The sequence below is a fragment of the Geobacillus sp. FSL K6-3411 genome (assembly GCF_037965715.1).
GTDB lineage: Bacteria > Bacillota > Bacilli > Bacillales > Anoxybacillaceae > Geobacillus > Geobacillus thermodenitrificans.
In genome coordinates this window covers 1,329,296-1,350,993 of record NZ_CP150187.1, presented here as the reverse complement: position 1 = coordinate 1,350,993, position 21,698 = coordinate 1,329,296, and the positions used below count along the sequence as shown (strand labels likewise).

16 protein-coding genes are annotated in these 21,698 nt (G+C 52.0%); 1 reads left to right on the top strand and 15 read right to left on the bottom strand.

Translation table 11 applies throughout. The annotated features are described in order from the left end of the window. Positions 1-5: 5 nt before the first annotated feature. From NSQ22_RS06865 to NSQ22_RS06820, 10 genes are all read right to left on the bottom strand, one after another. Positions 6-851: a 3-hydroxyacyl-CoA dehydrogenase family protein gene (locus NSQ22_RS06865; RefSeq protein WP_011887184.1), complete on the bottom strand. Its 846-nt coding sequence runs from the start codon at positions 849-851 to the stop codon at positions 6-8. A gap of 13 nt (positions 852-864) precedes the next feature. Further along, positions 865-2,484: a long-chain fatty acid--CoA ligase gene (locus NSQ22_RS06860; protein WP_011887183.1), complete on the bottom strand. Its 1,620-nt coding sequence runs from the start codon at positions 2,482-2,484 to the stop codon at positions 865-867. Positions 2,485-2,486: 2 nt separating this feature from the next. After that, positions 2,487-3,560, bottom strand: coding sequence for a CaiB/BaiF CoA-transferase family protein (locus tag NSQ22_RS06855; RefSeq protein ID WP_011887182.1), 1,074 nt, complete (start codon positions 3,558-3,560; stop codon positions 2,487-2,489). Between the two features lie 15 nt (positions 3,561-3,575). Further along, on the bottom strand, positions 3,576-4,721 hold the full coding sequence (locus NSQ22_RS06850; RefSeq protein WP_081157256.1) for an acyl-CoA dehydrogenase family protein: 1,146 nt from the start codon (positions 4,719-4,721) through the stop codon (positions 3,576-3,578). A 24-nt stretch (positions 4,722-4,745) separates the two neighbouring features. Then, positions 4,746-6,320, bottom strand: a complete 1,575-nt coding sequence (locus NSQ22_RS06845; RefSeq protein ID WP_011887180.1) for a fatty acid--CoA ligase — start codon at positions 6,318-6,320, stop codon at positions 4,746-4,748. Positions 6,321-6,482: 162 nt separating this feature from the next. Then, complete coding sequence (gene spoVK, locus NSQ22_RS06840) at positions 6,483-7,415, bottom strand: stage V sporulation protein K (RefSeq protein ID WP_008879545.1); 933 nt, start codon at positions 7,413-7,415, stop codon at positions 6,483-6,485. Positions 7,416-7,735: 320 nt separating this feature from the next. Further along, entirely contained in the window at positions 7,736-7,963 is a 228-nt protein-coding gene (hfq, locus tag NSQ22_RS06835; protein ID WP_008879546.1) for an RNA chaperone Hfq, read from the bottom strand. A gap of 34 nt (positions 7,964-7,997) precedes the next feature. Next, complete coding sequence (gene miaA / locus NSQ22_RS06830; RefSeq protein ID WP_029760505.1) at positions 7,998-8,945, bottom strand: tRNA (adenosine(37)-N6)-dimethylallyltransferase MiaA; 948 nt, start codon at positions 8,943-8,945, stop codon at positions 7,998-8,000. A 201-nt stretch (positions 8,946-9,146) separates the two neighbouring features. After that, entirely contained in the window at positions 9,147-10,838 is a 1,692-nt protein-coding gene (locus NSQ22_RS06825) for a methyl-accepting chemotaxis protein (RefSeq protein WP_008879548.1), read from the bottom strand. A 113-nt stretch (positions 10,839-10,951) separates the two neighbouring features. Beyond that, positions 10,952-12,301 carry an MDR family MFS transporter gene (locus tag NSQ22_RS06820; protein ID WP_087959942.1) on the bottom strand — a complete coding sequence of 450 codons (1,350 nt, stop codon included), beginning with the start codon at positions 12,299-12,301 and terminating at the stop codon, positions 10,952-10,954. A gap of 198 nt (positions 12,302-12,499) precedes the next feature. Here NSQ22_RS06820 and NSQ22_RS06815 point away from each other — a divergent pair, with 198 nt between their 5' ends. Then, positions 12,500-14,020, top strand: a complete 1,521-nt coding sequence (locus NSQ22_RS06815) for a BCCT family transporter (RefSeq protein ID WP_087959941.1) — start codon at positions 12,500-12,502, stop codon at positions 14,018-14,020. A 238-nt stretch (positions 14,021-14,258) separates the two neighbouring features. On the opposite strand, the gene NSQ22_RS06810 is transcribed toward NSQ22_RS06815, so the two are convergent. The 5 genes from NSQ22_RS06810 to NSQ22_RS06790 form a co-directional block, all read right to left on the bottom strand. Continuing rightward, positions 14,259-15,302 carry a C40 family peptidase gene (locus NSQ22_RS06810; RefSeq protein WP_008878497.1) on the bottom strand — a complete coding sequence of 348 codons (1,044 nt, stop codon included), beginning with the start codon at positions 15,300-15,302 and terminating at the stop codon, positions 14,259-14,261. Between the two features lie 290 nt (positions 15,303-15,592). Next, complete coding sequence (mutL, locus tag NSQ22_RS06805; RefSeq protein WP_087959940.1) at positions 15,593-17,530, bottom strand: DNA mismatch repair endonuclease MutL; 1,938 nt, start codon at positions 17,528-17,530, stop codon at positions 15,593-15,595. 13 nt (positions 17,531-17,543) lie between these two features. Further along, on the bottom strand, positions 17,544-20,273 hold the full coding sequence (gene mutS / locus NSQ22_RS06800; protein ID WP_081157110.1) for a DNA mismatch repair protein MutS: 2,730 nt from the start codon (positions 20,271-20,273) through the stop codon (positions 17,544-17,546). Between the two features lie 95 nt (positions 20,274-20,368). Continuing rightward, entirely contained in the window at positions 20,369-20,920 is a 552-nt protein-coding gene (locus NSQ22_RS06795) for an outer spore coat protein CotE (protein ID WP_008878500.1), read from the bottom strand. Positions 20,921-21,265: 345 nt separating this feature from the next. Next, positions 21,266-21,697: a RicAFT regulatory complex protein RicA family protein gene (locus NSQ22_RS06790; protein ID WP_008878501.1), complete on the bottom strand. Its 432-nt coding sequence runs from the start codon at positions 21,695-21,697 to the stop codon at positions 21,266-21,268. Between the last annotated feature and the right edge of the window lies 1 nt (position 21,698).

The window sequence follows — 21,698 nt, the reverse complement described above, 5'->3', positions numbered from 1 at the left end:
GGGTGTCAATACGTATAAAAGCCTTTCCCGGTCTTCCGTCCTAAATGTCCGGCTTCGACGAGCTTGCGCAGCAGCTGCGGTGCCCGGAAGCGGTCGCCGTACGCCTCGGTCATGTTTTCACTCACAAACAAGAGCGTATCAAGCCCGACCATGTCGGCGAGCTCCAACGGCCCCATCGGGTAATTGAGACCGAGCCGCACCGCTTTATCGATATCCTCGGCAGAAGCGATTCCTTCTTCGTACATGCGGATGCATTCAATCATGTGGGCGGCGATCGCCCGCGTCGTCACAAATCCTTGACGGTCTTTGACAACAACCGTCTCTTTGCCAAGCTCTGTGGACAGGCGGCGGATGGCGTCGACCGTTTCGTCAGCCGTCGTTTCACCTTTAACAATTTCAATTAGCTTCATCACCGGTGCTGGATTGAACCAATGCATACCGATGACGTTCTCCGGCCGATTGGTCGCGGCCGCAAGCGCGGTAACGCTCAACTCTGATGTGTTCGTCGCCAAAATGGCGCTTGGCTTTGCCAATTCATCAAGCTTTTGAAACACCTCTTTTTTCAATGCCAAGTTTTCCGGCACCGCTTCAATGACAACGTCCGCTTCACGGACCGCTTCTGCCAAATCCGTCGTAGGACGGAGACGGCCACGCGCCGCCTGTGCTTCTTGTTCGGACATGCGGCCGGATTGGACAAAGCGGCGCAAGCTTTTTTCAGCCGAAGTGAGCCCGTTTTGCAAGGCCGCTTCGGACACATCATATAGATACACCGTTTTTCCCGCCATCGCCGCTGTTTGCGCGATGCCGCTTCCCATCACCCCAGATCCGATCACTGCGATCGTTTCAGCCATAACGTCTCCCCCTTTATTCTGTTGCCGCATCGGCGTAGCGCGCCGCCATCTCATCGCGTAGTTTCCTCTTCAAAAACTTGCCAACGCTCGTTTTTGGAATTTCGTCAAGAAAGACGATGTCATCCGGCAGCCACCATTTCGTAAACTGCGGGCGCAAAAAGTCGTACAGCTCTTCTTTCGTGACACTCTTTCCTTCTTTCAACACAACGCAGGCGATCGGGCGCTCCTGCCATTTTGGATGCGGAACGGCGACGACCGCGGCTTCAAACACCGCCTCATGGGCCATGAGCGCATTTTCCAAATCAACGGAAGAAATCCATTCGCCGCCGCTTTTAATAACATCTTTCGTCCGGTCGACGATTTTGACGAACCCTTCTTCGTCAACGGTGACGACGTCGCCGGTATGGAGCCAGCCGTCACGAAACGCCTCTTTCGTCCGCTCGTCGTTATAATATTCAGCGGCAATCCACGGCCCACGCAAGCAAAGTTCGCCCATTTCTTGGCCGTCCCAACGAACCGGTCCATTTTGGCCGATGACTTTCATCTCCAGCCCTGGAGCAAGCAACCCTTGCTTGGCGCGGATGTCAAGTTTCTCTTCATATGGCAATGCGTCTTGATAACTTTTCGGGCGCGAGACGAGCACAAGCGGGCTCGTTTCCGTCATCCCATAGGCGTGAATGAACGGAATGCCGTATTTTTCTTCAAAGGCGCGGATCACTCCTTTTGGCGCGGCCGAACCGCCGCAAACGACGCGCGTTAGGCTTGTCACATCATAGCTTCCTTTCTCCAATTCTTGCAGCAGCCCAAGCCAAATTGTCGGCACACCGGCGGTTATTGTCACCCGCTCAGCCTCAATCAGCTCGGCAAGCACTTTCGGCGTAAACGCCGGCCCCGGCATAACGATTGTCGAACCGAACCACGTAGCGGCAAACGGCAGCCCCCAGGCGTTGACGTGAAACATCGGCACGACTGGCATAATGACATCGCGCTCGCAAAGCCCTTGTGTATCGGCTAATCCTAACGCCATCGCGTGTAAGACGGTGCTCCGATGCGTGTAGACGACCCCTTTTGGATTTCCCGTTGTCGCCGACGTATAGCACATACCAGCCGGTTGGTATTCATCGAGGTCTTTTAAGAATGGGAACGACGGATCGCCTTCAGCGAGCAGTTTCTCATAATGATACACCGGCGACAGCGTCGTCTCCGGCAGTTCGTCGGCGTCTGTCATAACAATGAAGGCACGAACATTTGGAATCTCATCTTTCACCGCTTCAATGACCGGCAGCAAATCGTCGTCAATCAATAAGACGCGGTCGTCGGCATGGTTGATGATATAAGCGATATGCTGCGCGGAGAGGCGGATATTGATCGTATGAAGCACCGCTCCGATGCCTGGAATAGCAAAATATGCTTCCAAATGGCGGTGATGGTTCCAAGCAAACGTGCCAACGCGGTCGCCAACTTCCACCCCAAGCCGCTTCAACACGCTTGAGAGTCTGCGCGTCCGCTCGCCAATCTCCTTATATGTATGGCGGACGATGCCGCCTTTCATGCGGGAGACGACTTGCTTTTTCGGAAAAAACATTTCCGCCCGCTCAAGCATCATCGAAATGTTTAACGGTGTTTTCATCATGGTCATTCCTCCCCCACCAATAAATATGCGTGTTCGTTCACTTGTGGCGACACTCCGCCGCCCCACTGCCCATCCGGCCCATGCGCGGCCGCCCACACGCCATCTGGCTGCAGCCGAACAAGATGACGAAGCCGGTCGTCGGCAAACAGCTGCTTCGCTTCATCCGTTTCGAGCACTGGGGCGAGGCAAGCGTCAACCGTTTCAGCAAAGGCGCTCCATTCAGAAAACGTTTTTTCGCGAAACAAAGCGACCAGCCCGTCATATACCGCCTCTCCCGGACGAGCCGGCGCCCACTGCGCTTCGGTCCACTCCGGGCGGCCAACCGCTTCACAAAACTGGCGCCAAAAGTGCGGTTCAAGCGCGGCCAAGCTCATATAGCGGCCATCTTTTGTCTCGTATAACTGGTAACAGACGACCTCCCCGGCAAGCTCCATAAGGCCGTTTTTTGGCCCTCCGCCATGCTCGATGGCAAAATGGCCGGCCATCATTGCTGTTAAGCCGTCGACAAGCGAGACATCCAAATGTGCGCCTTTGCCGGTTCGCTCGCGGGCAAACAGTGCAGCTAAAATGCGCTCGGCCGCCGCCATGCCACCAATAAAATCAGCGAACGTCACTTTTGGATGAACCGGGCGGCCACTTTTATCCACCAACTGCGCAAGTACTCCCGAAAGCGCCATATAATTTACGTCATGGCTTCCAAGCAACGAGCGATCACTCTGTTGACCGAAACCGCTGATCGAACAGTAGATGATGCGCTCGTTTATGCAGCAAATGTCGTTATAACCAAGCCCGAGCCGCGCCATCACTCCGGGACGGAAGCTCTCGATCAACACATCGGCACGAGCGGCGAGACGCCTGGCTTGTTCGCGCCCCCCGTCCGTCTTTAAGTCCAAGGCGACGCTTTTTTTGCCGGTATTGTACGAGGCAAACAACTTCCCACCAGCGAACGGACGCAGCCGGTCACCAGATGGGGGCTCGATCTTAATGACTTCGGCTCCAAGCTGGGCAAGACGCCAGCTCGCAAACGGGCCGGGCAAGTAATGAGAAAAGTCAAGCACAACAACGCCATTCAGCATGGTGTGTCCCTCTTTCTATAAGTCTAGCTGCCGGGCGATGATCGTTTTCATCATCTCGTTCGTTCCGGCGTAAATGGCGCTCACTGGAATATCGCGATAGCGCCGAGCGATCTCGTATTCTTCCATATAGCCGTAGCCGCCGTGGAGCTGCATGGCTTCAGCCGCGACACGTTTCGCCATCTCCGTGATCCACCATTTCGCCATCGATACTTCCGTCACAATTTGTTTTCCGGCCATATGCTCCTCGATGACACGATCGACAAACGTACGCCCGATGGCGATGTCAGTCGCCATTTCGGCAAGGCGGAACTGAACGGTTTGAAACTCGCTCACCCGCCTGCCGAACGCTGAACGCTGCTTTACATAGTGCTTCGCCAACGAAAACATCACTTCGGCCGCCGTTTGAGCGGCGATGGCGACCACGAGCCGCTCCTGCTGGAGCTTTTCCATCAAATAGTAAAACCCTTTTCCTTCCTCCCCAAGCAAGTTTTCTTTCGGCACTTTCGCATCTTGGAAAAACAGCTCCGCCGTATCTTGGGCGTGCAGCCCGACTTTCTCGAGCTTCCGCCCGCGCGTAAACCCCGGCGTGTCACGTTCAACGACCAACAGACTAATGCCGCGATGCGGCGGTTTCGCGTGCGGATCAGTTTTGCAAGCGACGACGATCAAATCGGCATGAATGCCGTTTGTAATAAACGTTTTTTGCCCGTTGACGATGTAGTAGTCACCGTCTTTGACCGCCGTTGTCGAAATGTTCGCTAAATCCGACCCAGCTCCCGGCTCAGTCATGGCGATCGCTGTAATGAGCTCGCCGCTTATGCATTTCGGCAGCCATTTTTGCTTTTGCTCTTCGGTTCCATACGACGCGATATACGGTGTCACAATATCGTTATGCAGTCCAATGCCGACAAGGCTTGAACCGACTTTTTCCAACTCTTCATTGATGACGACCGAATAGGCAAAATCGGCGTTTAACCCCCCATACTTCTCATCCACCCATGGGCAAAGAAAACCGTTTTCTCCCATTTTCGCCCAAAACGACCGCGGAATGATGCCGCGTTGTTCCCATTCGTCATAATACGGATATGCCTCTTTCTCCAAAAACTTGCGGAATGCCTCGCGGAAGATGTGGTGCTCTTCTCGCAAATAGCGGGCTGTCACCATGTATCCCTCTTTTCCGTTCTGTCACTGCTTGTTTGTCCCGCCCGCCGCCTGCTGTTTCAGCCGCTCGCGCAGCAAAAACTTTTGAATTTTGCCGCTCGCGTTGCGCGGCAGGACGTCGATGAAATAATAGGCGCGCGGCCGCTTGTACGGAGCGAGACGATCGCTCGTTTTGCAAAACTGCTCAAGTTCGTCAGCAGTGAGGAGAGCGTCTTTTTTGACAACAAAGGCGACGACTTTTTCCCCCCACAGCTCATCCGGCTCACCGAGCACGGCAACGTCAAGCACGCCGGGATGCTCATACAGCACATCCTCCACCTCGCGCGGATAGACGTTTTCTCCACCGCTGATGATCATATCATCAACCCGGTCAGCGACGTACAAGTAGCCGTCTTCGTCAACGTAGCCGAGGTCGCCAGAATGGTACCAACCTTTGTACAATGCCTTTTCCGTCGCCTCTTCGCGCTTGTAGTACCCCGCCATCATGCACGGCCCGCGCATGACGATCTCACCGACTTCACCTGGCGGCAGCACATCGTCCGGGTCGGACGGTCCGTCTTCCCGCGCGCGGACGACGCGAATTTCATGATTCACGCAAGCACGGCCAGCAGAACCGGCTTTTTTCAGCTGCTCGTCTTCCAACAAAAACGTGACTGCCGGCCCCATTTCCGTCATACCGTACGCTTGAATGAGCCCGATGCCGAGCCGCTCTTGACATTGCCTTACAAGCGCCGGAGCCATCGGAGCGGCGCCGTACAATCCGAGGCGGAGCGAAGAGATGTCGTAACCGCTTACATTCTCCTGCAATATCATATTCCACATTGTTGGGGCGCCGAACATGAGGGTAATTCGTTCGCGTTCGATTGTTTCGAGAACGAGCTTGGCGTCAAAATGATGCAAAATGACACTCGCTGCTCCGGCATGCACGCGCGGCAGCAAGCAACAATGCAGCTCGGCACAATGGAACAGCGGCGCTGCCGCCAACCCGCGGTCCGTTTCCCGGATGCGCATCACGCCTTGGCAAACGACACTTTGTTCGATCATGTCACGATGCCGGTGCATCACCCCTTTTGGCCGCCCGGTTGTGCCGCTTGTGTACATAATGGCGTAAAGGTCGCTTTCTTCCACATGAACGTGCGGCGCTTCATCCGTAGCCTGAACTACCTGCTCATAGGCGTTTTTGGCAAACGGCGGCGGATCGCCATCGATCGACCAAAATGACACGTGCGGAAAACGGCTGCTGATTGCGGCAAGCTGCGGCTCGACCGACCGCTCAAATATGACGATTTTCGGTTCGGCGTCCATCAAAATATAGGCGATTTCCTCCGCTTTCAACCGAAAATTGATCGGGTTGAACACCGCGCCAATTTTTGCGCAGGCAAACAAGGCGGTGGCGAGCTCGAGCGTGTTGTATAGCACTGTCGAGACGCGATCTCCTTTGCGGACGCCGGCTTCAAGAAAGGCGTTCGCCCATCGGTTCACTTCCACCTCCCATTCTGCGTACGTGTAACGGCGTCCGGTCGCCACCTCTACGACCGCCTCGCGCATCGGAAATTTCCTTACCGTCTGGGAAAACATGTCCCCAATCGTTACGTACAAGCGCCTTTCCCCCTTTTTCCAAATGGACATAGGGCAGGCAGGTTCACTAGACAGATAATTCAGATTAATTAGTACATTAGCCCTCGTTGTTTATGTATTCGCCCTTTTTAACGACATTCCTCTTTTGCAGCCAAAAAAAGAAAGGGAGATCTCCCTTTCTTTTTAAGAGTAAATGACTAAATCTCGATCGCGGATCGTCATCAGCTCTTTTTTGTCGTAGCGTCCTTCATGAAGAAGACGAACCGCCTGCTTGCGAATCGCTTTCTCAATTAAATTGCGGACGTAGCGACCATTGCTGAACTTCATCCGACCTGCTGCCTCGAGCGTCCCCTCTAAATGGACGTACAGCTTCCGCTCCGCCTCTGGCGTCATTTCATATTCGCGCTCACGCAACATTTGCTTGGCGATTTGCACAAGCTCCTCGACCGTATAATCCGGAAACTCAATCGTCAACGGAAAACGCGACGGCAAGCCGGGATTTAATGACAAAAAATAATCCATTTCCCTCGGATAGCCGGCTAAAATGACGACCAAGTCATCACAGTAGTCTTCCATCCCTTTGACGAGGGTATCAATCGCCTCTTTACCGAAATCTTTTTCACCGCCGCGGGCGAGCGAATACGCTTCATCGATAAACAAAACGCCACCGCGCGCTTTTTTGATCAAGTCGCGCGTTTTGTTTGCTGTATGCCCAATATATTCCCCTACTAAATCAGCCCGCTCGGCCTCAATGAAATGTCCTTTCGACAGCACGTTCATCTCAAAAAACAGTTTGCCAAGCAGACGCGCCACTGTCGTTTTTCCCGTTCCGGGATTTCCTTTGAAAATCATATGGAGCGCTTGACGGTTTGCTTTTAAGCCGTTTTCTTTGCGCCTCCGGCTAATGTACAGCCAGGCGTAAATTTCCTTGACGATTTTTTTGACATGATCAAGCCCGATCAATTGGTCTAGTTCTTTTTGAATATTGCGAAGCGCCTGATGCTCTTCCCCATCAAGCCAGTCGTTTCGCTCTTCTTTCACTAAATGATTCACTGTTTTCGAATTCAACACAATATTAATTTGCCCTTTCGCTTTGTTCATCGTCAATTCTGACAAGGGGCGTCACCTCGCTTCCCGTTTTCTGCCATCCGCACCCATTCCGACCTGGCTGTCGACGCCTCGCCTTTTCTTTATTAGTATACGTACGCCGCCGCCAATCCGTGACAATCACCCAAACGATCAGCCGGTCGGTCAATTGTAGCAAGGGAAAGTTTGTATATTTTTATTCAGATCAGCGGTCGTTTACGCATCGGAAATGAAAAAGCGACGCGAGTCGGGGCAAAAAAGCAGGAGAGAGGGCGGTGCAAGTCGAGAAATACGGAAAAAGACGCCCCAAAGGAGGCGTCTTTTTTGTCGCGGCTTATGTACCAGCGGCATCATTGCTCGGTTTCAAACTGGATGTTCCGTTCCGGCGCAAACGTCGAAATGGCATGTTTGTAGATGAGCTGCTGTTTTCCTTGCACTTCAAGCAACACGGTGAAGTTATCAAATCCTTTAATGTATCCGCGCAGCTGGAAGCCGTTCAATAAGAACACCGTTACTTGGATACCTTCTTTGCGCAACTGGTTTAAAAACTGGTCTTGAATGTTGATCGTATTTTTCATGGAACGTCCTCCTCTTTTCTCTCTAAGGATATGGTTATATATTCGCTTCAAGTCGAAGCTTTCCTGCTATGTAGCGAAAAATTTCCTCCACCTTGACGGCAAACTTTTCGGGATCCGTCATGTCAAACCATTCTACCGGCATTTGGTTGCGAAACCACGTCAGCTGCCGCTTCGCGTAGCGGCGCGAATTTTGCTTCAGCTGCTCGATCGCTTCGTCGAGGGAGACGCGGCCATCAAAATAGTCGTACAGCTCTTTGTAGCCGATCGCCTGCACTGCCTGACAATCACGCAGGCCGCGATCGTATAGCGACCTTACCTCTTCAATCAGCCCTTCAGCGATCATCTCATCAACCCGTTCATTAATGCGTCGGTAAAGCACGCTCCGCTCCGCTGTCAGCCCGATGAGGGCCGTTTCGTATAACAGTTGCCGTTGCTGTCCGCGCTGCCATTCACTGAACGGTTTCCCCGTGCAATGGTACACTTCGAGCGCACGAATGACACGGCGGACATTGTTCGGATGAATGCGCGCCGCGCTTTCCGGGTCGACGGCCTTAAGCTGCTCGTGAAGTGCCTCGGCTCCTTGTTCAGCCGCCAACTGCCTAAGCGCCCGACGGTATGCTTCATCGGAAGGGGCGTCGGAAAATCGGTAATCGTAAATGGCAGCTTGAATGTACAGCCCAGTGCCGCCGACGATGATCGGCAGTCGGCCGCGGGCGGAAATATCGGTGATGAGCGCGCGGGCGAGCCGCTGAAATTCGACGACGGAAAACGGTTCGCACGGCTCTTTAATGTCAAGCAAATGGTGTGGAACTCCTTCCATTTCATCGGGCTTGACTTTCGCGGTGCCAATGTCCATCCCTTTATAAATTTGCATCGAGTCGCCGCTGATGATCTCCCCGCCTAGCTTCTTCGCCAATGCAATGCCGAGCTTCGTTTTGCCGACTGCTGTCGGTCCGACAATGACAACAATTTTTTCTGTCATGGTGTGCCACTGCTTTCTGTTGCTGAACTCGTATCAAACACCATTATACATAAAAACGGCAACACATGAAACAATTTCTTTCCTACGTTTTCGCCATCCCCCCTCCGTTTTATACATAGCAACACGAAAAATCGCCGTTCTTTCCTTTCACCCCCCTGAACTGTCCCAAAAAAAAATGAACGCCGTAAAAGGCGTTCCTCATCAGAGCGAAAATTTTCTAACAATCGCCTGCAAATCATCAGCCATTTTCGATAGCGATGCGGCAGAAGCCGAAATTTCTTCCATTGACGCCAGCTGCTCTTCGGTCGCCGCCGATACTTCCTGCGTGCCGGCGGATGTCGATTCTGCGACATCAGCGACAAGCTGAACGGAACGCACAATTTGTTCCGAGGAGGCAGCCATCTCGCTAACCGAAGCGGATACGTCGCGAATTTGCTTGGCCACTTCGTCAACGGCAGCACGGATCTGGCTGAACGTTTCGCCCGAAGTGCGGATGACTCCCGTTCCGGCTGTCACTTCGTTGACGACTGACTCCATCGATTGGACGGCGTGAGCCGTTTCTTCTTGAATGGCAGCGATCAATTCAGCGATTTGCCGCGCTGATTCGGCCGATTGCTCAGCCAGCTTCCGCACCTCATCGGCGACGACCGCAAAGCCGCGTCCGTGCTCGCCGGCACGTGCAGCCTCAATGGCAGCGTTTAAAGCGAGCAAGTTCGTCTGCGCCGCAATATTGCGGATCGCCTCAATAATCGAGCCGATTTGCTCGGAACGGCGGCCAAGCCCTTTAATCACTTCGGCCAGCTGTTCAACCGTGCCGTTCACCTTGTTCATTTGTGCGACGCTCGCCTCGATCGTTTGCCCACCATCCGCTGCCTGTTTTGATGTTTCGGCAGCGATGGCCGCTACGCTTTGCGCCCGCTCGGAGATTTGCCCGATTTGTTCAGACATGGTGTTGACAGCGGCGGACGTTTCTTCGACGCTTTGCATTTGTTTGTCCACACCGGAAGCAACACCTTGGATCGTCATGGCGATTTGCTCAGTCGCCTTGCTCGTCTGTTCGGCGCTCGCCGCTAGCTCTTCCGAGGAAGCGGCGACTTGTTCGGCGTTTTGCGCCACTTCATGCAACACGCCGCGCAAATTTTTCGCCATTTGTTCAAACGAAGCGGCAAGCTCGCCGATTTCATCACGGTTGCGCACGCCGGTTTTCGTCTCGGTCAAGTCGCCGGCAGCAATCCGCTTCGCCGCTTCTGACAGCGCAAGCAACGGGAGAGAAAGCGAACGACTGATGTAGTAGCTGACGATCGCTCCAGCCGCCACCGCCAACACACTGACGATAAGAACAAGCCGAAGAACACGTTCGGCTGAGGCGCTCGCGTTATGGCTTGCCCGATCTAATTCTCGTTGCTGCAGGGCGACAAATTCGTTCATTTTCACATCAAATTGAGCCGTTATATCGCGCCCTGTTGTTATGACAAGCGCATTATATTGCTCCGGTTTGTTTTGCTCCTTTAACTCAAACGCTCTTTGGGAGAGCTCGTAAAACTGTTGCTCAAGCAAATCGAGCTCGGCAAGCAACTGTTTCGTTTTCTCTTGTGTTAGCGAAGCATCGAGCGTTTCACTTGTTTTTTTATACTCCTCATGTGCCTTTTCAAAATTCTCCCGCTCGGTCTCATCGCCGCTCAACAAATAGCCGCGCATGCTGCCGACTTGGCGGCGGATGAGCACTTCGAGCTGTTTCGCATCAACAAGTTTTGGCATCCGATTATCGATGACGTCTGTGTATGTACGGTCAAGCGTCGACATCTCATAACAGGCAAAACCGACCAGCAGTGCGATTAACACGTAGACGAGACCGAAGCCAGCCAACAATTTTTTGCGAACCGTCATCTTCATTAATACATCCCCCGTTTTTAAAAGAAATCGGTCGTTCCACTTATAGTATCGGATGATGGCCGCCAATGTTTAACCGTTTTTTTGGCGGCCATGCGGTGGCATGCCGCCCGACTTTATGCCATCCCTTCTGACTGCTGGTTGTTCCGGTCGGCTTCCGTTTCATCACGAATAAAAAGTGAGGTAATCATGGCGATGATGCTGCCGATTAAGCCAAATAAAAACAGGTGACGAATACCGGCCATAAATGTCGACGCCTGCGCCAAAAACGCTCCCATCACCGTGACGCCAATCGCTGTGCCGATATTGCGGCAAAACATAAAAAAGGAAGTCGCAATCCCCTTTTCATGAGCATCCGCAAGCTGTTGCGAGCCAATGACGCCAACGGTCGATGTCAAGCCAAACGACAGCCCTTGTAAGAACATGATGAAAAAGACATACCAAAACCCATGGCTCTCGTTGAGTAAGGCGAGAAAAAGGCCGGAAGCGACAAGTAGCACGTTACCGATGATGAGAAGAGAACGGTAACCATAGCGCAAAATCCATTTCCCCGCCGGCACAGCGGCGATCATCCAGCCGACAGACGAGCCGAGCAAAGCGACCCCGCTCATAAACACCGACAAGTGGGCAACATTTTGCAAAAAGAGCGGAATGTAGCTTGACGTCCCAAACAAGGCGACGCAGCTGACAAACCCGTTAATGTTCATCCATTTGAGCGTCCGGTGATGAACAAGCGACAACGGGACGAGCGGCGATGGCTGCCGTTTTTCGAAATAATAAAAGATGACAAGCAACAACACCCCAGCCGCACCATACCACCATTGACCCTGTTCAACGACCGTGACGAGCAAAAGCAGGCTGATCGCCGTCGCAAACAGCGCTGCACCCACATAGTCAATCGCCGCTCTCTTCGGTTCATACACTTCTTTATACGGAAGCAACATTAAAAGCGAGAGCACACAAATCGGAATGTTGACATAAAAAATCCAGCGCCATGTCGCATACTCGACAAACAGCGAGCCCAAAAGCGGCGCTAAAACAGCGGAAAGACCCCACATGGCAGTAAAAAATGCTTGGATTTTTCCGCGCTTTTCTACGGGGAACAAATCACCGGCAATAATCGCAGGAAACGGCATCATAAATCCCGCCCCCACCCCTTGCAAGGCGCGGAACAAAACGAGCTGCACCATGTTTTGCGACAATCCGCAAAGAAGCGAACCGATTAAAAATAAAATAATGCCAAAGCTGAAAACTTTTTTGCGGCCGAATAAGTCCGACAGGCGACCGGCAATCGGCGACAGAACGGTTGTCGTAATCATGTACGACGCAAACGTCCACGCATAAAGGGAAAATCCCTCCAGTTCCTTAGCGATGATCGGCATGGTCGTGTTCATGATCGTCGTATCCATCGATGCGACGAGCATCGCCAGCACGATGCTGACCATGACCGACAGACGGCTGTTCATGCAAATAACCTCCTTTTTTAGTAAACTACAAGTATTTTATTTTACACGATAAAAAATCATGGCACAAAATGATATGCGTCAAAAATTTGGATCATTTGTATTCGTTGTCGAATTTTGTTACTCTAAGAAGCGGCCCCCCCAAAACCGCTAACATGGTTCCCATCATATCAGCACATAATAAGAATAAGGAGGAGAGAAATGAAGAAAACAACAGCCATCTTTTGGATCTCGATTGTGATTGCCATTGTGTTTATTATTTGGGGAGTCGTTCCGGAGTCTTTGCTGCCACGCTACAATTTAAAGGCGGTCAGCAGCGCGGTGCACTCGTTTCTGATCGATAAATTCGGCTGGTTTTATTTGCTTAGCGCTTCGTTGTTTTTAGCGTTTTGTTTGTTTCTCATTTTTTCCCGCTATGGGAATATCCGTCTCGGCCGTGACGGAGAAGAACCGGAATACAGCTATATGACATGGTTTGCTATGCTGTTTAGCGCCGGAATGGGAATCGGGTTAGTGTTTTGGGGAGTGGCTGAACCGGTGTCCCACTATTACACGCCGCCAACAGGGGAAGGGGCAACGGCGGAAGCGGCCCGTTTGGCGATGCGCTACTCATTTTTTCATTGGGGGCTACATCCATGGGCGATCTACGGCATCCTTGCCTTGGCGCTCGCTTACTTCCAGTTTCGCAAGCAGGAAGCCGGCATCATTAGCCGCACACTGCGCCCGCTGTTTGGCGCGCGGACAGAGGGTGGCCTCGGCATCGCTGTTGATACATTAGCCGTATATGCAACGGTTTTTGGCGTCGCCACTTCATTAGGATTGGGAGCCATTCAAATCGGCGGGGGGTTGCATCAGCTGTTTCCTGGCGTTCCGAACAGCTTTTCGACGCAATTGCTCATCATTGCGGTCGTCACTGTGCTGTTTATGCTCTCGGCGCAAACCGGCCTAAACAAAGGCATAAAATGGCTGAGCAACATCAATATTGCACTCGCATTGCTGCTCATGTTTTTCATGCTGTTTGCCGGCCCAACGAATTTTATTATGGATGTGTTCACAGCGACGATCGGAACGTACTTACAAAACCTTCCCTCGATGAGTTTCCGGCTCAATCCGTTTGAACAAAATGATTGGCCGAAAGTATGGACCGTTTTTTATTGGGCATGGTGGATCGCGTGGGCGCCGTTTGTGGGGACGTTTATTGCTCGCATTTCCCGTGGGCGCACGATCCGTGAATTTATGATCGGTGTCTTGGTGGTTCCAACGATTTTCAGCGCCCTTTGGTTTTCCGTGTTTGGCGGCTCAGCTCTTTATTTGGAGCAGTTCCAACATGCCGGCATTGGCGAGGTAATGAATGAAAAAGGAATGGAGACAGCCTTGTTCTTTACATTCGAACATTTCCCGCTCTCAACGCTGCTTTCAGGAATCGCTATTTTGCTCATTTGTACGTTTTTTGTCACATCGGCGGACTCGGCAACGTTTGTGCTCGGCATGCAGACGACCAACGGCAGCCTAAACCCGCCAAACTCGGTCAAATTCATCTGGGGCGTTATCCAATCAGCGACCGCGACCATCCTCCTTTTTGTAGGTGGCCTTGAATCGCTGCAGACAGCGTCCATCATCGCTGCGTTTCCGTTTGCGATCATCATGATCTTGATCGTTCTATCTCTTATCCGTTCATTCCAGCAAGAAGTGACGCGAAAAGCGAAAAAACCTATCCAATAAAATGACCAAAGGTGTCCCTCAAGCAACGGGACACCTTTTCTTATGATGGGATGGATGAAATGATTGACAGGCCTTATGATTCCCTCAGTTCTGTCGATCAGTAGCTGAAGCGAAATCTGTGCACAGGATGCATAAGAAAAAAGCTGCCCGCTAAAGCCTCACATGTGCTTTATGCGAGCAGCCTTCTGTCGCATTCGGCTATGTTTAAGCAACAGGCAAAATGTCCGTAAGCATCCCGTTAGTTAAGCACGCGAACCGCCTTTACAAACCGCGTTTTCCAATACGATGAAGTGAGCGACGAATACGTAACGCCCAACGAAACAGTCGCATTAATCATTTGCCCATTGCCAGCGTAAATGCCAACATGGTTGATCGTGCCGTTCGAGTCAGTGTCAAAAAAGACAAGATCACCTTTTTGCAATTGGTTGAACGACACCGCTTTGCCGGCTTGTGCTTGGGCTGACGATGTACGCGGCAGCGAAATGCCTGCTTCGCTAAAAACACGCATTGTAAACGAAGAGCAGTCGAACACATCGGTGCGCGATGGATCTGCTCCGTACAAATATCTCGCCCCTAAATATTTTTCGCCGATTTTGATGATTTTGTCGGCAAGTGAAGCAGACGATTCAGACGCAGCCGGTTTAGCGGCCGGTTTCGTTTGTTGGGCGGTCGATCCTTGTTGCTCGGTGCGAACAGCGGTTGTTCCACCCGTTACTTTAATGGCTTGGCCAACGCGAATCATATTCGGGTTCGTAATTTGCGGATTGAGCGACAACAAGCGGTCAACGGTCGTTTGAAACTTGTTCGCAATCTCCGATAATGTATCCCCTTTTTGGGCGATGTACTGACCGTTCACAGCCGTGGCCGCCGGCCGAACAGTATATGTATTGGTGTTTTCTTGTCCGCCTGTTACTTTGAGCACTTGGCCGTCGCGGATGAAGTCCGGATTCGTAATGCTTGGGTTTAGTTTGACCAACGCTTCTACCGTTGTGCCAAACTTCTTAGCAATCCCGCTTAATGTGTCACCGAGCTGGACAGTGTATGTATGGGAAGCTGCTTGTCCACTTCCGCTTTGTCCATTTACTTGCAATACTTGGCCTGGAAAAATGAGATCGGAAGATAAATTGTTTTGTTGTTTTAATCGATCGACGGTCGTATTATATTTCTTCGAAATTCCCCAGAGCGTATCGCCTTTTTGCACCGTGTGGCTTGCTGCTGAGGCCGCATGGCTGGCTAATAATGATCCGATCAATGTCCCGGTAAATACAAGTGCTTTTTTCATTTTATATCCCCCTATGACATCAATTTGACATTTATCTATTTCCTTAGGTAAATTTCGCTATCACTCTACAAAAATCGCCATGTATTCCCGCACATGAGCCATTATAGTAAAATAAAAACAACTCGTCTGTAACAGAAAGAATAAAAGTAGATTACAAAATGATTACAAAAAAACAGGACTGACTCAAAAAGAGCCTGTCCTTTAGTAAAACAATAGAATGGTGAATTCATTCGCCGCCCATATACAAGTGAAGAAAGGGGGTCTCGTTGCTGTTAAGACACCCTCGCCATTTACATTACTCGTTTAAATAACTTTTCAATTTCATATGTTGAAAAATGGACGATGATCGGCCGGCCGTGCGGGCAAGTGAACGGATCGGTCGTTTGCCGCAGCGTTTCGAGCAAGGCGAAGATTTCGTCGGTGCGCAAATGTTGATTCGCTTTAATGGCGCGCTTACAGCTCATGACGATAGCGGCTTGCTCGCGCAGCTGCTTTATATCGACCGTTTTGGCGGTCAGTACGTGTTCGATCATTTCCTCGATGATCTCTTTTTCTTTCCCTTTTGGAAACCACACAGGGTGGGAACGAACGAGAAACGCCCGCGGGCCGAACGGTTCAAGAAACACGCCGCAACGGGCGAGCTCGTCGCGGCAAGCGGCGATTCGCTCATATTCGTCGGCCGGATATTCAAACGTTAGCGGGACGAGCAGCTCTTGCACCTCATTGGTGACTTCGCCAAGTTTTTCCCGGAAATATTCGTAGTTGATCCGTTCTTGCGCCGCATGTTGGTCGATCATATAGAGTCCGTGTTCGTTCTCCGCCAAAATATAAGTGCCGTGCAACTGCCCGATCGGATAAAGCGGCGGGAGGCGGTCGACTGCTCGTTTCTCCTCTGCTTGCTCATCAGCCGGCAGGCACGCCTCGGTCGGTTCCTCCTCCACCTCGGCATCCCGCTTCAACTCAGCAGCAGGCAAATCGTTGACAACGCCTGTCCTTCTTTCCGAAAACACCGACGCTTCGGCTTCTTCCGAAACGGCAGGCGCATCAGCCTGGGCGGCTGCAGGCAACGGGGAAAGCGATCCTTCACTGGCCAGGGACGCTGCTGCGGTCACATCGCTAGTTCCCCCTGCCTTTCCGTCGGGCTGGGCGGGCGGTTCATGAACGCGATGGGCAAACGTCCAAGATGCTTGCTCCGCCTTCGCTTTGACCGTTTTGCTGTCGGCAGATACGGATGGAATGAGCGTCCGCTGGCGGAACGCTTGGCGGATTGTCGCGGTAATGAGCTCGTTTAACTCCGCTTCTTTGCTGAAACGGACTTCCAGTTTCGCCGGGTGAACGTTCACATCAACGAGCACCGGGTCCATTTCAATCGCCAGAAATACAATCGGATAGCGACCGATCGGCAAGAGCGTATGATAGCCGGCTTCAATGGCCTTCATCAGCGGTATATTGCGCACATAGCGCCCGTTGACAATGAGCGACATATAATTGCGCGAAGCGCGCGTCACTTCCGGCAGTGAAATATAGCCACGGACAGTAAAATCGAGCGATTCCGCCTCAATCGGGATCATTTGTTTTGCCGTTTCCATACCGTAAATGGCAGCGAGCACATGCCGGACATCGCCGCTGCCGTTTGTCGCAAGCAACGTTTTGCCGTGATGGCGAAGCCGGAATGACACATCCGGGTGAGCGAGCGCCAGCCGGTTGACGACATCAGCCGCATGACCGAGCTCGGTATGGATCGTTTTCATATATTTCAACCTCGCCGGGGTGTTGAAAAATAAGTTGGATACCGTGATATCGGTTCCTTTGCGCCCGGCCGCCCGCTCGCGGGCCACGAGCGCACCGCCTTTTAACACGAGCTTCGTCCCCGGGCCGCTGCCGGTGCTTGTCACAAGCTCCACTTCGGACACTGAAGCAATGCTCGGCAACGCCTCACCGCGAAAGCCGAGCGTGCGAATGCGGAACAAGTCGTGCTCGTCTTGAATTTTGCTTGTCGCATGCCGTTCAAAAGCAAGAAGGCAATCCTCTTCTTCCATTCCGTCGCCGTTGTCGATGACGCGGATTTTCGTCATCCCAGCTTCCTCGAGTTCAATTTCGACCGCCGTACTGTGGGCATCGATGGCGTTCTCGACGAGCTCTTTTACCACCGAAGCCGGCCGTTCGACAACTTCGCCAGCGGCGATTTTGTTTGCTAGCTGATCGTCGAGCTTATGAATGCGTCCCATCCCCCCACCTCCGTTACTTAAGGAGTTTTTGCAGTTCATATAGCTTGTTTAACGCCTCAAGCGGCGTCATCTCAAGCAAGTTGACCTCCTTCAATGCTGCGAGCGCCTTTTTCTCTTTGCTGGACAAGTGCAGCTCCACAGGCGCCGGAGCTAAATCAGGAAACATGCTCAACTGTTCAAAGGTCGCTTCGTTTCCCGCGCTTGCTCTATGTTCGGCCTGCCGCTCAACGCTCTGTTCGACCACGCGATCAGCAGCCGAGCCCACGGTCAACTCCAACTCGCTTTGCTGCTGAGAAGCGGCTTCCATTAACGAGCCATTCTCTCGCCCAGCTTCCTCTCCAATGCCTTGTTCAAGGGAGCCGTTTCCAGACGATTGCTCGAGCTTGGCTAAAATGTCCCGGGCGCGCTCAATGAGTGAAATAGGCAACCCGGCCAGCTCAGCAACATGAATGCCGTAACTGCGGTCGGCTGGTCCGTCGGCGATTTGATGCAAAAAGACGACTTTGCCGTTTTCCTCGACAGCACGGGCATGAACGTTGCATAGCCGTTCGAGCGAGCTTTCCAACGCGGTCAGCTCATGATAGTGTGTGCTAAACAACGTTTTCGCGCCGATATGGTCGTGAATGTATTCGATCATCGCCTGGGCGAGTGCCATACCGTCATATGTCGATGTGCCGCGCCCGATTTCATCGAACAAAATGAGGCTGTTTTGCGTCGCGTGAGTGATGGCTCGGCGCGCCTCAAGCATTTCGACCATAAACGTGCTTTGCCCGGCTGACAAATCGTCAGCAGCGCCGATACGAGTGAACACTTGATCAAAAATCGGCAGCACCGCCCGCTCAGCCGGGACGAAGCAACCAATTTGCGCCATGATGGCGGTGAGCGCCACTTGCCGCATGTACGTGCTTTTCCCGGCCATGTTTGGTCCGGTGATGAGCAGCATTTCCCGCTCACGATTCATGTAGCAGTCGTTCGGCACGTATGTTTGCGCACCGAGCACTTTTTCCACGACCGGGTGTCGGCCTCCTTCGATCGCTAAGACGCGCTCGGTGGAAAACTGCGGGCGCACATAACGCCGCTCATCGCTCACCGTCGCCAATGCCTGAAGCACATCGAGCTCAGCGATTGCTTTAGCCAGCGTCTGTAAGCGCGGAATGTATTCCTTCACCTGCTCGCGAATGGCGACAAACAGCTCATATTCGAGTTCAACGCTTTTTTCCTCCGCTTCTAAAATGAGCGCCTCTTTTTCTTTCAATTCCGCAGTAATAAAGCGCTCAGCGTTGGCGAGTGTCTGCTTCCGTTCATAGCGTCCTTCCGGGATGAGGGGAAGGTTCGGCTTCGTCACTTCAATATAGTAGCCGAATACACGATTGTAACCGACTTTGAGCGATTTAATGCCGGTGACTTCCCGCTCTTTCGCCTCCAGTTCGGCGATCCACGCTTTGCCGTTGCGGCTTGCGTCACGATAGCGGTCAAGCCGCTCGTCATACCCGTCTTTAATGATGTTTCCTTCCTTAATGGAAAGCGGCGGCTGTTCTTGAATGGCACGCTCGAGCAAATCGACAAGCTCTTCGCACGGATCAAGGCGCCCAACCAGCTCGTCCACTTCGGCAAGCGGCAAGCCGCTCACCGTCTGCCGAAGAGATGGCACTTGGGAAAGCGATTTTTTCAGCTGCACGAGATCGCGGGCGTTGGCATTGCCGTAGGCGATGCGGCCAACGAGCCGCTCGATGTCGTAGACGTCGCGCAACCGATCACGCAGCTCGTGCCGTTCAAAATAAGAAGTTTTCAACGTCTCCACGAAATCGAGGCGTCGTTCGATTGCACGCTGGTCAATGAGCGGACGGTCAAGCCATTGTTTTAAGAGCCGACCGCCCATCGCCGTCACTGTTTCGTCTAACAGCCATAAAAGCGACCCTTTTCTTCCTTTTGACCGCACCGTTTCAACTAACTCTAAGTGCAGCTTCGAATGCCGATCCATTTTCATATACTGATCGACCTGATACAGCTCGGCCGGCTGTAAATGATCAAGCTGCCGTTTTTGCGTGCGGACGAGATAATGAAGCAAGCGGGCGACAGTCACCCGCAGCTTTTCTTGCGTCACGTGACCAGCCACGCTGCTCCATTCATCCCGCAGCCATGTTTCATCTTCATACGAGATCGCCGCTCCGTACCGTTCTTTCAGCTCACGCACCCACTCTTCCGCGCTGTCGGAGCTGATGACGATTTCTCGCGCCCCGATAGCATGCAGTTCGTTTCCTGTCTCCTCCCATGAAGAAAGGAGTGTCAACCGAACTTCGCCAGTCGACAAATCAGCGTAAGCCAATCCGTATGTACTGTCAGCAAACGGCGTCAGTGTCGCTAAATAATGGTTTTCTTTCTCGGTGAGCCCTTTGCCCTCCATGAGCGTGCCAGGGGTAACCAACTGAACGACTTCGCGGCGCACGACGCCCTTTGCCGTTTTCGGATCTTCGACTTGTTCGCAAATAGCAACTTTATAGCCTTTTTCCACAAGTTGTTCAATATAGCCTTGCGCCGAATGGTACGGAACCCCGCACATCGGCACCCGTTCATCGCCGCCTCCATCGCGGCTTGTCAGTGTAATTTCTAATTCTTGCGCCGCCTTTATGGCGTCATCAAAAAACATTTCGTAAAAGTCACCAAGACGAAAAAACAAAAATGCATCTGGATATTGCGCTTTAATGTGCAAATATTGCTGAATCATCGGTGTATACGATGGCATCATTTCTCCCCAACCTTTTTGGCCAGTCGGCCGTTGATTGCGCTACTATTATAACAAGCGACAAAAGAAAAAACTAGGAAAGAAATTTCCTAGTTTTACTCTTCTTCGCCGAGCAACAAATCCGGGCTTAAATCTTCTAATTCTTCGTCAAGATCGTCGTCGTCATAAAAATCATCGTCTTTGTTGCCGCACCCTTCCGGATTGATGGCGACACACACTTTTGTTTCACCGATCACTTCGGCGATAAACTCCCGCTCGACATCGACGACGATTTTGTTGCCGTTCGGCGAGATAGTGCATTCTAGGCAGTTCGGCTGCTGAATGACGCGAACGATAATATCGGTATCATCGCTAATTAAATTGTCTTTATCCCGATATTTTAACTTGACAACATCAGTGTATGAGACGGTTTCAGTGACAACTTCTGTTTTTGTATTATTGTGGTATGAATACCACACGTTAATGTCGTAGTGGCCGTGAATTTCGACCGTTTTATCGCATTTTTTCGCTTCATAGCGGTGGTTGATGATCCAGCAGCCAAGAATGCTTGACGGGCGGTTCGGCGCCGTCACCGTGTGGGTCGATTGCGTAAATTTGCGGCCTTTACCGACAACGGCTTTCGTAATAATTTCTCTGTATTCAGACATCGAACGGAACCCTCCTCAAATGAATCTTCATTTCATCCTATGCGTGATCTCCGCTAATGTGCACAACAAATGAATCATTATTCCGTATAGTTCATTGTATGCACGCGTTCCGTTCAATGTTCCTGCTTTTTCACCGCCAAACATTCGCACTGATCGGACGAGGTTCAGACCACCTGCCAATCAAAAAAGAAAAAGAGCCCGTCGTCTAGTGCGCCGCTGTACGGCGCTTTCTTAAAAAAGCTCCGCTCCTCCTCTCAATGCAGCCCCGTTGCTTATGACAAATGAAAAAAGCGCCCGAAAGGACGCTTTTTTGTTCGTTCATGACAAACAGACGCCATAAACGCGTTAATGGCAACCACCCTGCTTGCCGTAGCGAAGCGCCGCACCCGTTTCTCCGCGCAGCACATCGCCGCCAGTCGACGCAAGAATTTCATCGGTCACTGTATTGGAAATCGTCGAAGCGACAAGCTGAAGCAAATCGTTCACATCGGCCTGCGACTGCTGGAATTCACTGACGATCGGAATTTGCTCCAACTGCTCGTAAATGGCGTCAATTTTCTCCTCGACCCGCTTTAGCGCTTCATGTTTGCCGTAATGTTGGAAGTTGACTGCTTGTTTTTGCAGCGATTTTAACTCATTAATTAACGTGCGTACTTTTTCGTTTTGATGGATTTTTTCTTCGGCTCGCTTGAAAAAGTCAACTTCCTCTGTTTCGGCGATCATTTTCGCCAACTGCTTTGCCTGCGTCAAAATCTCATCCCGCGTATATTTTGCCATC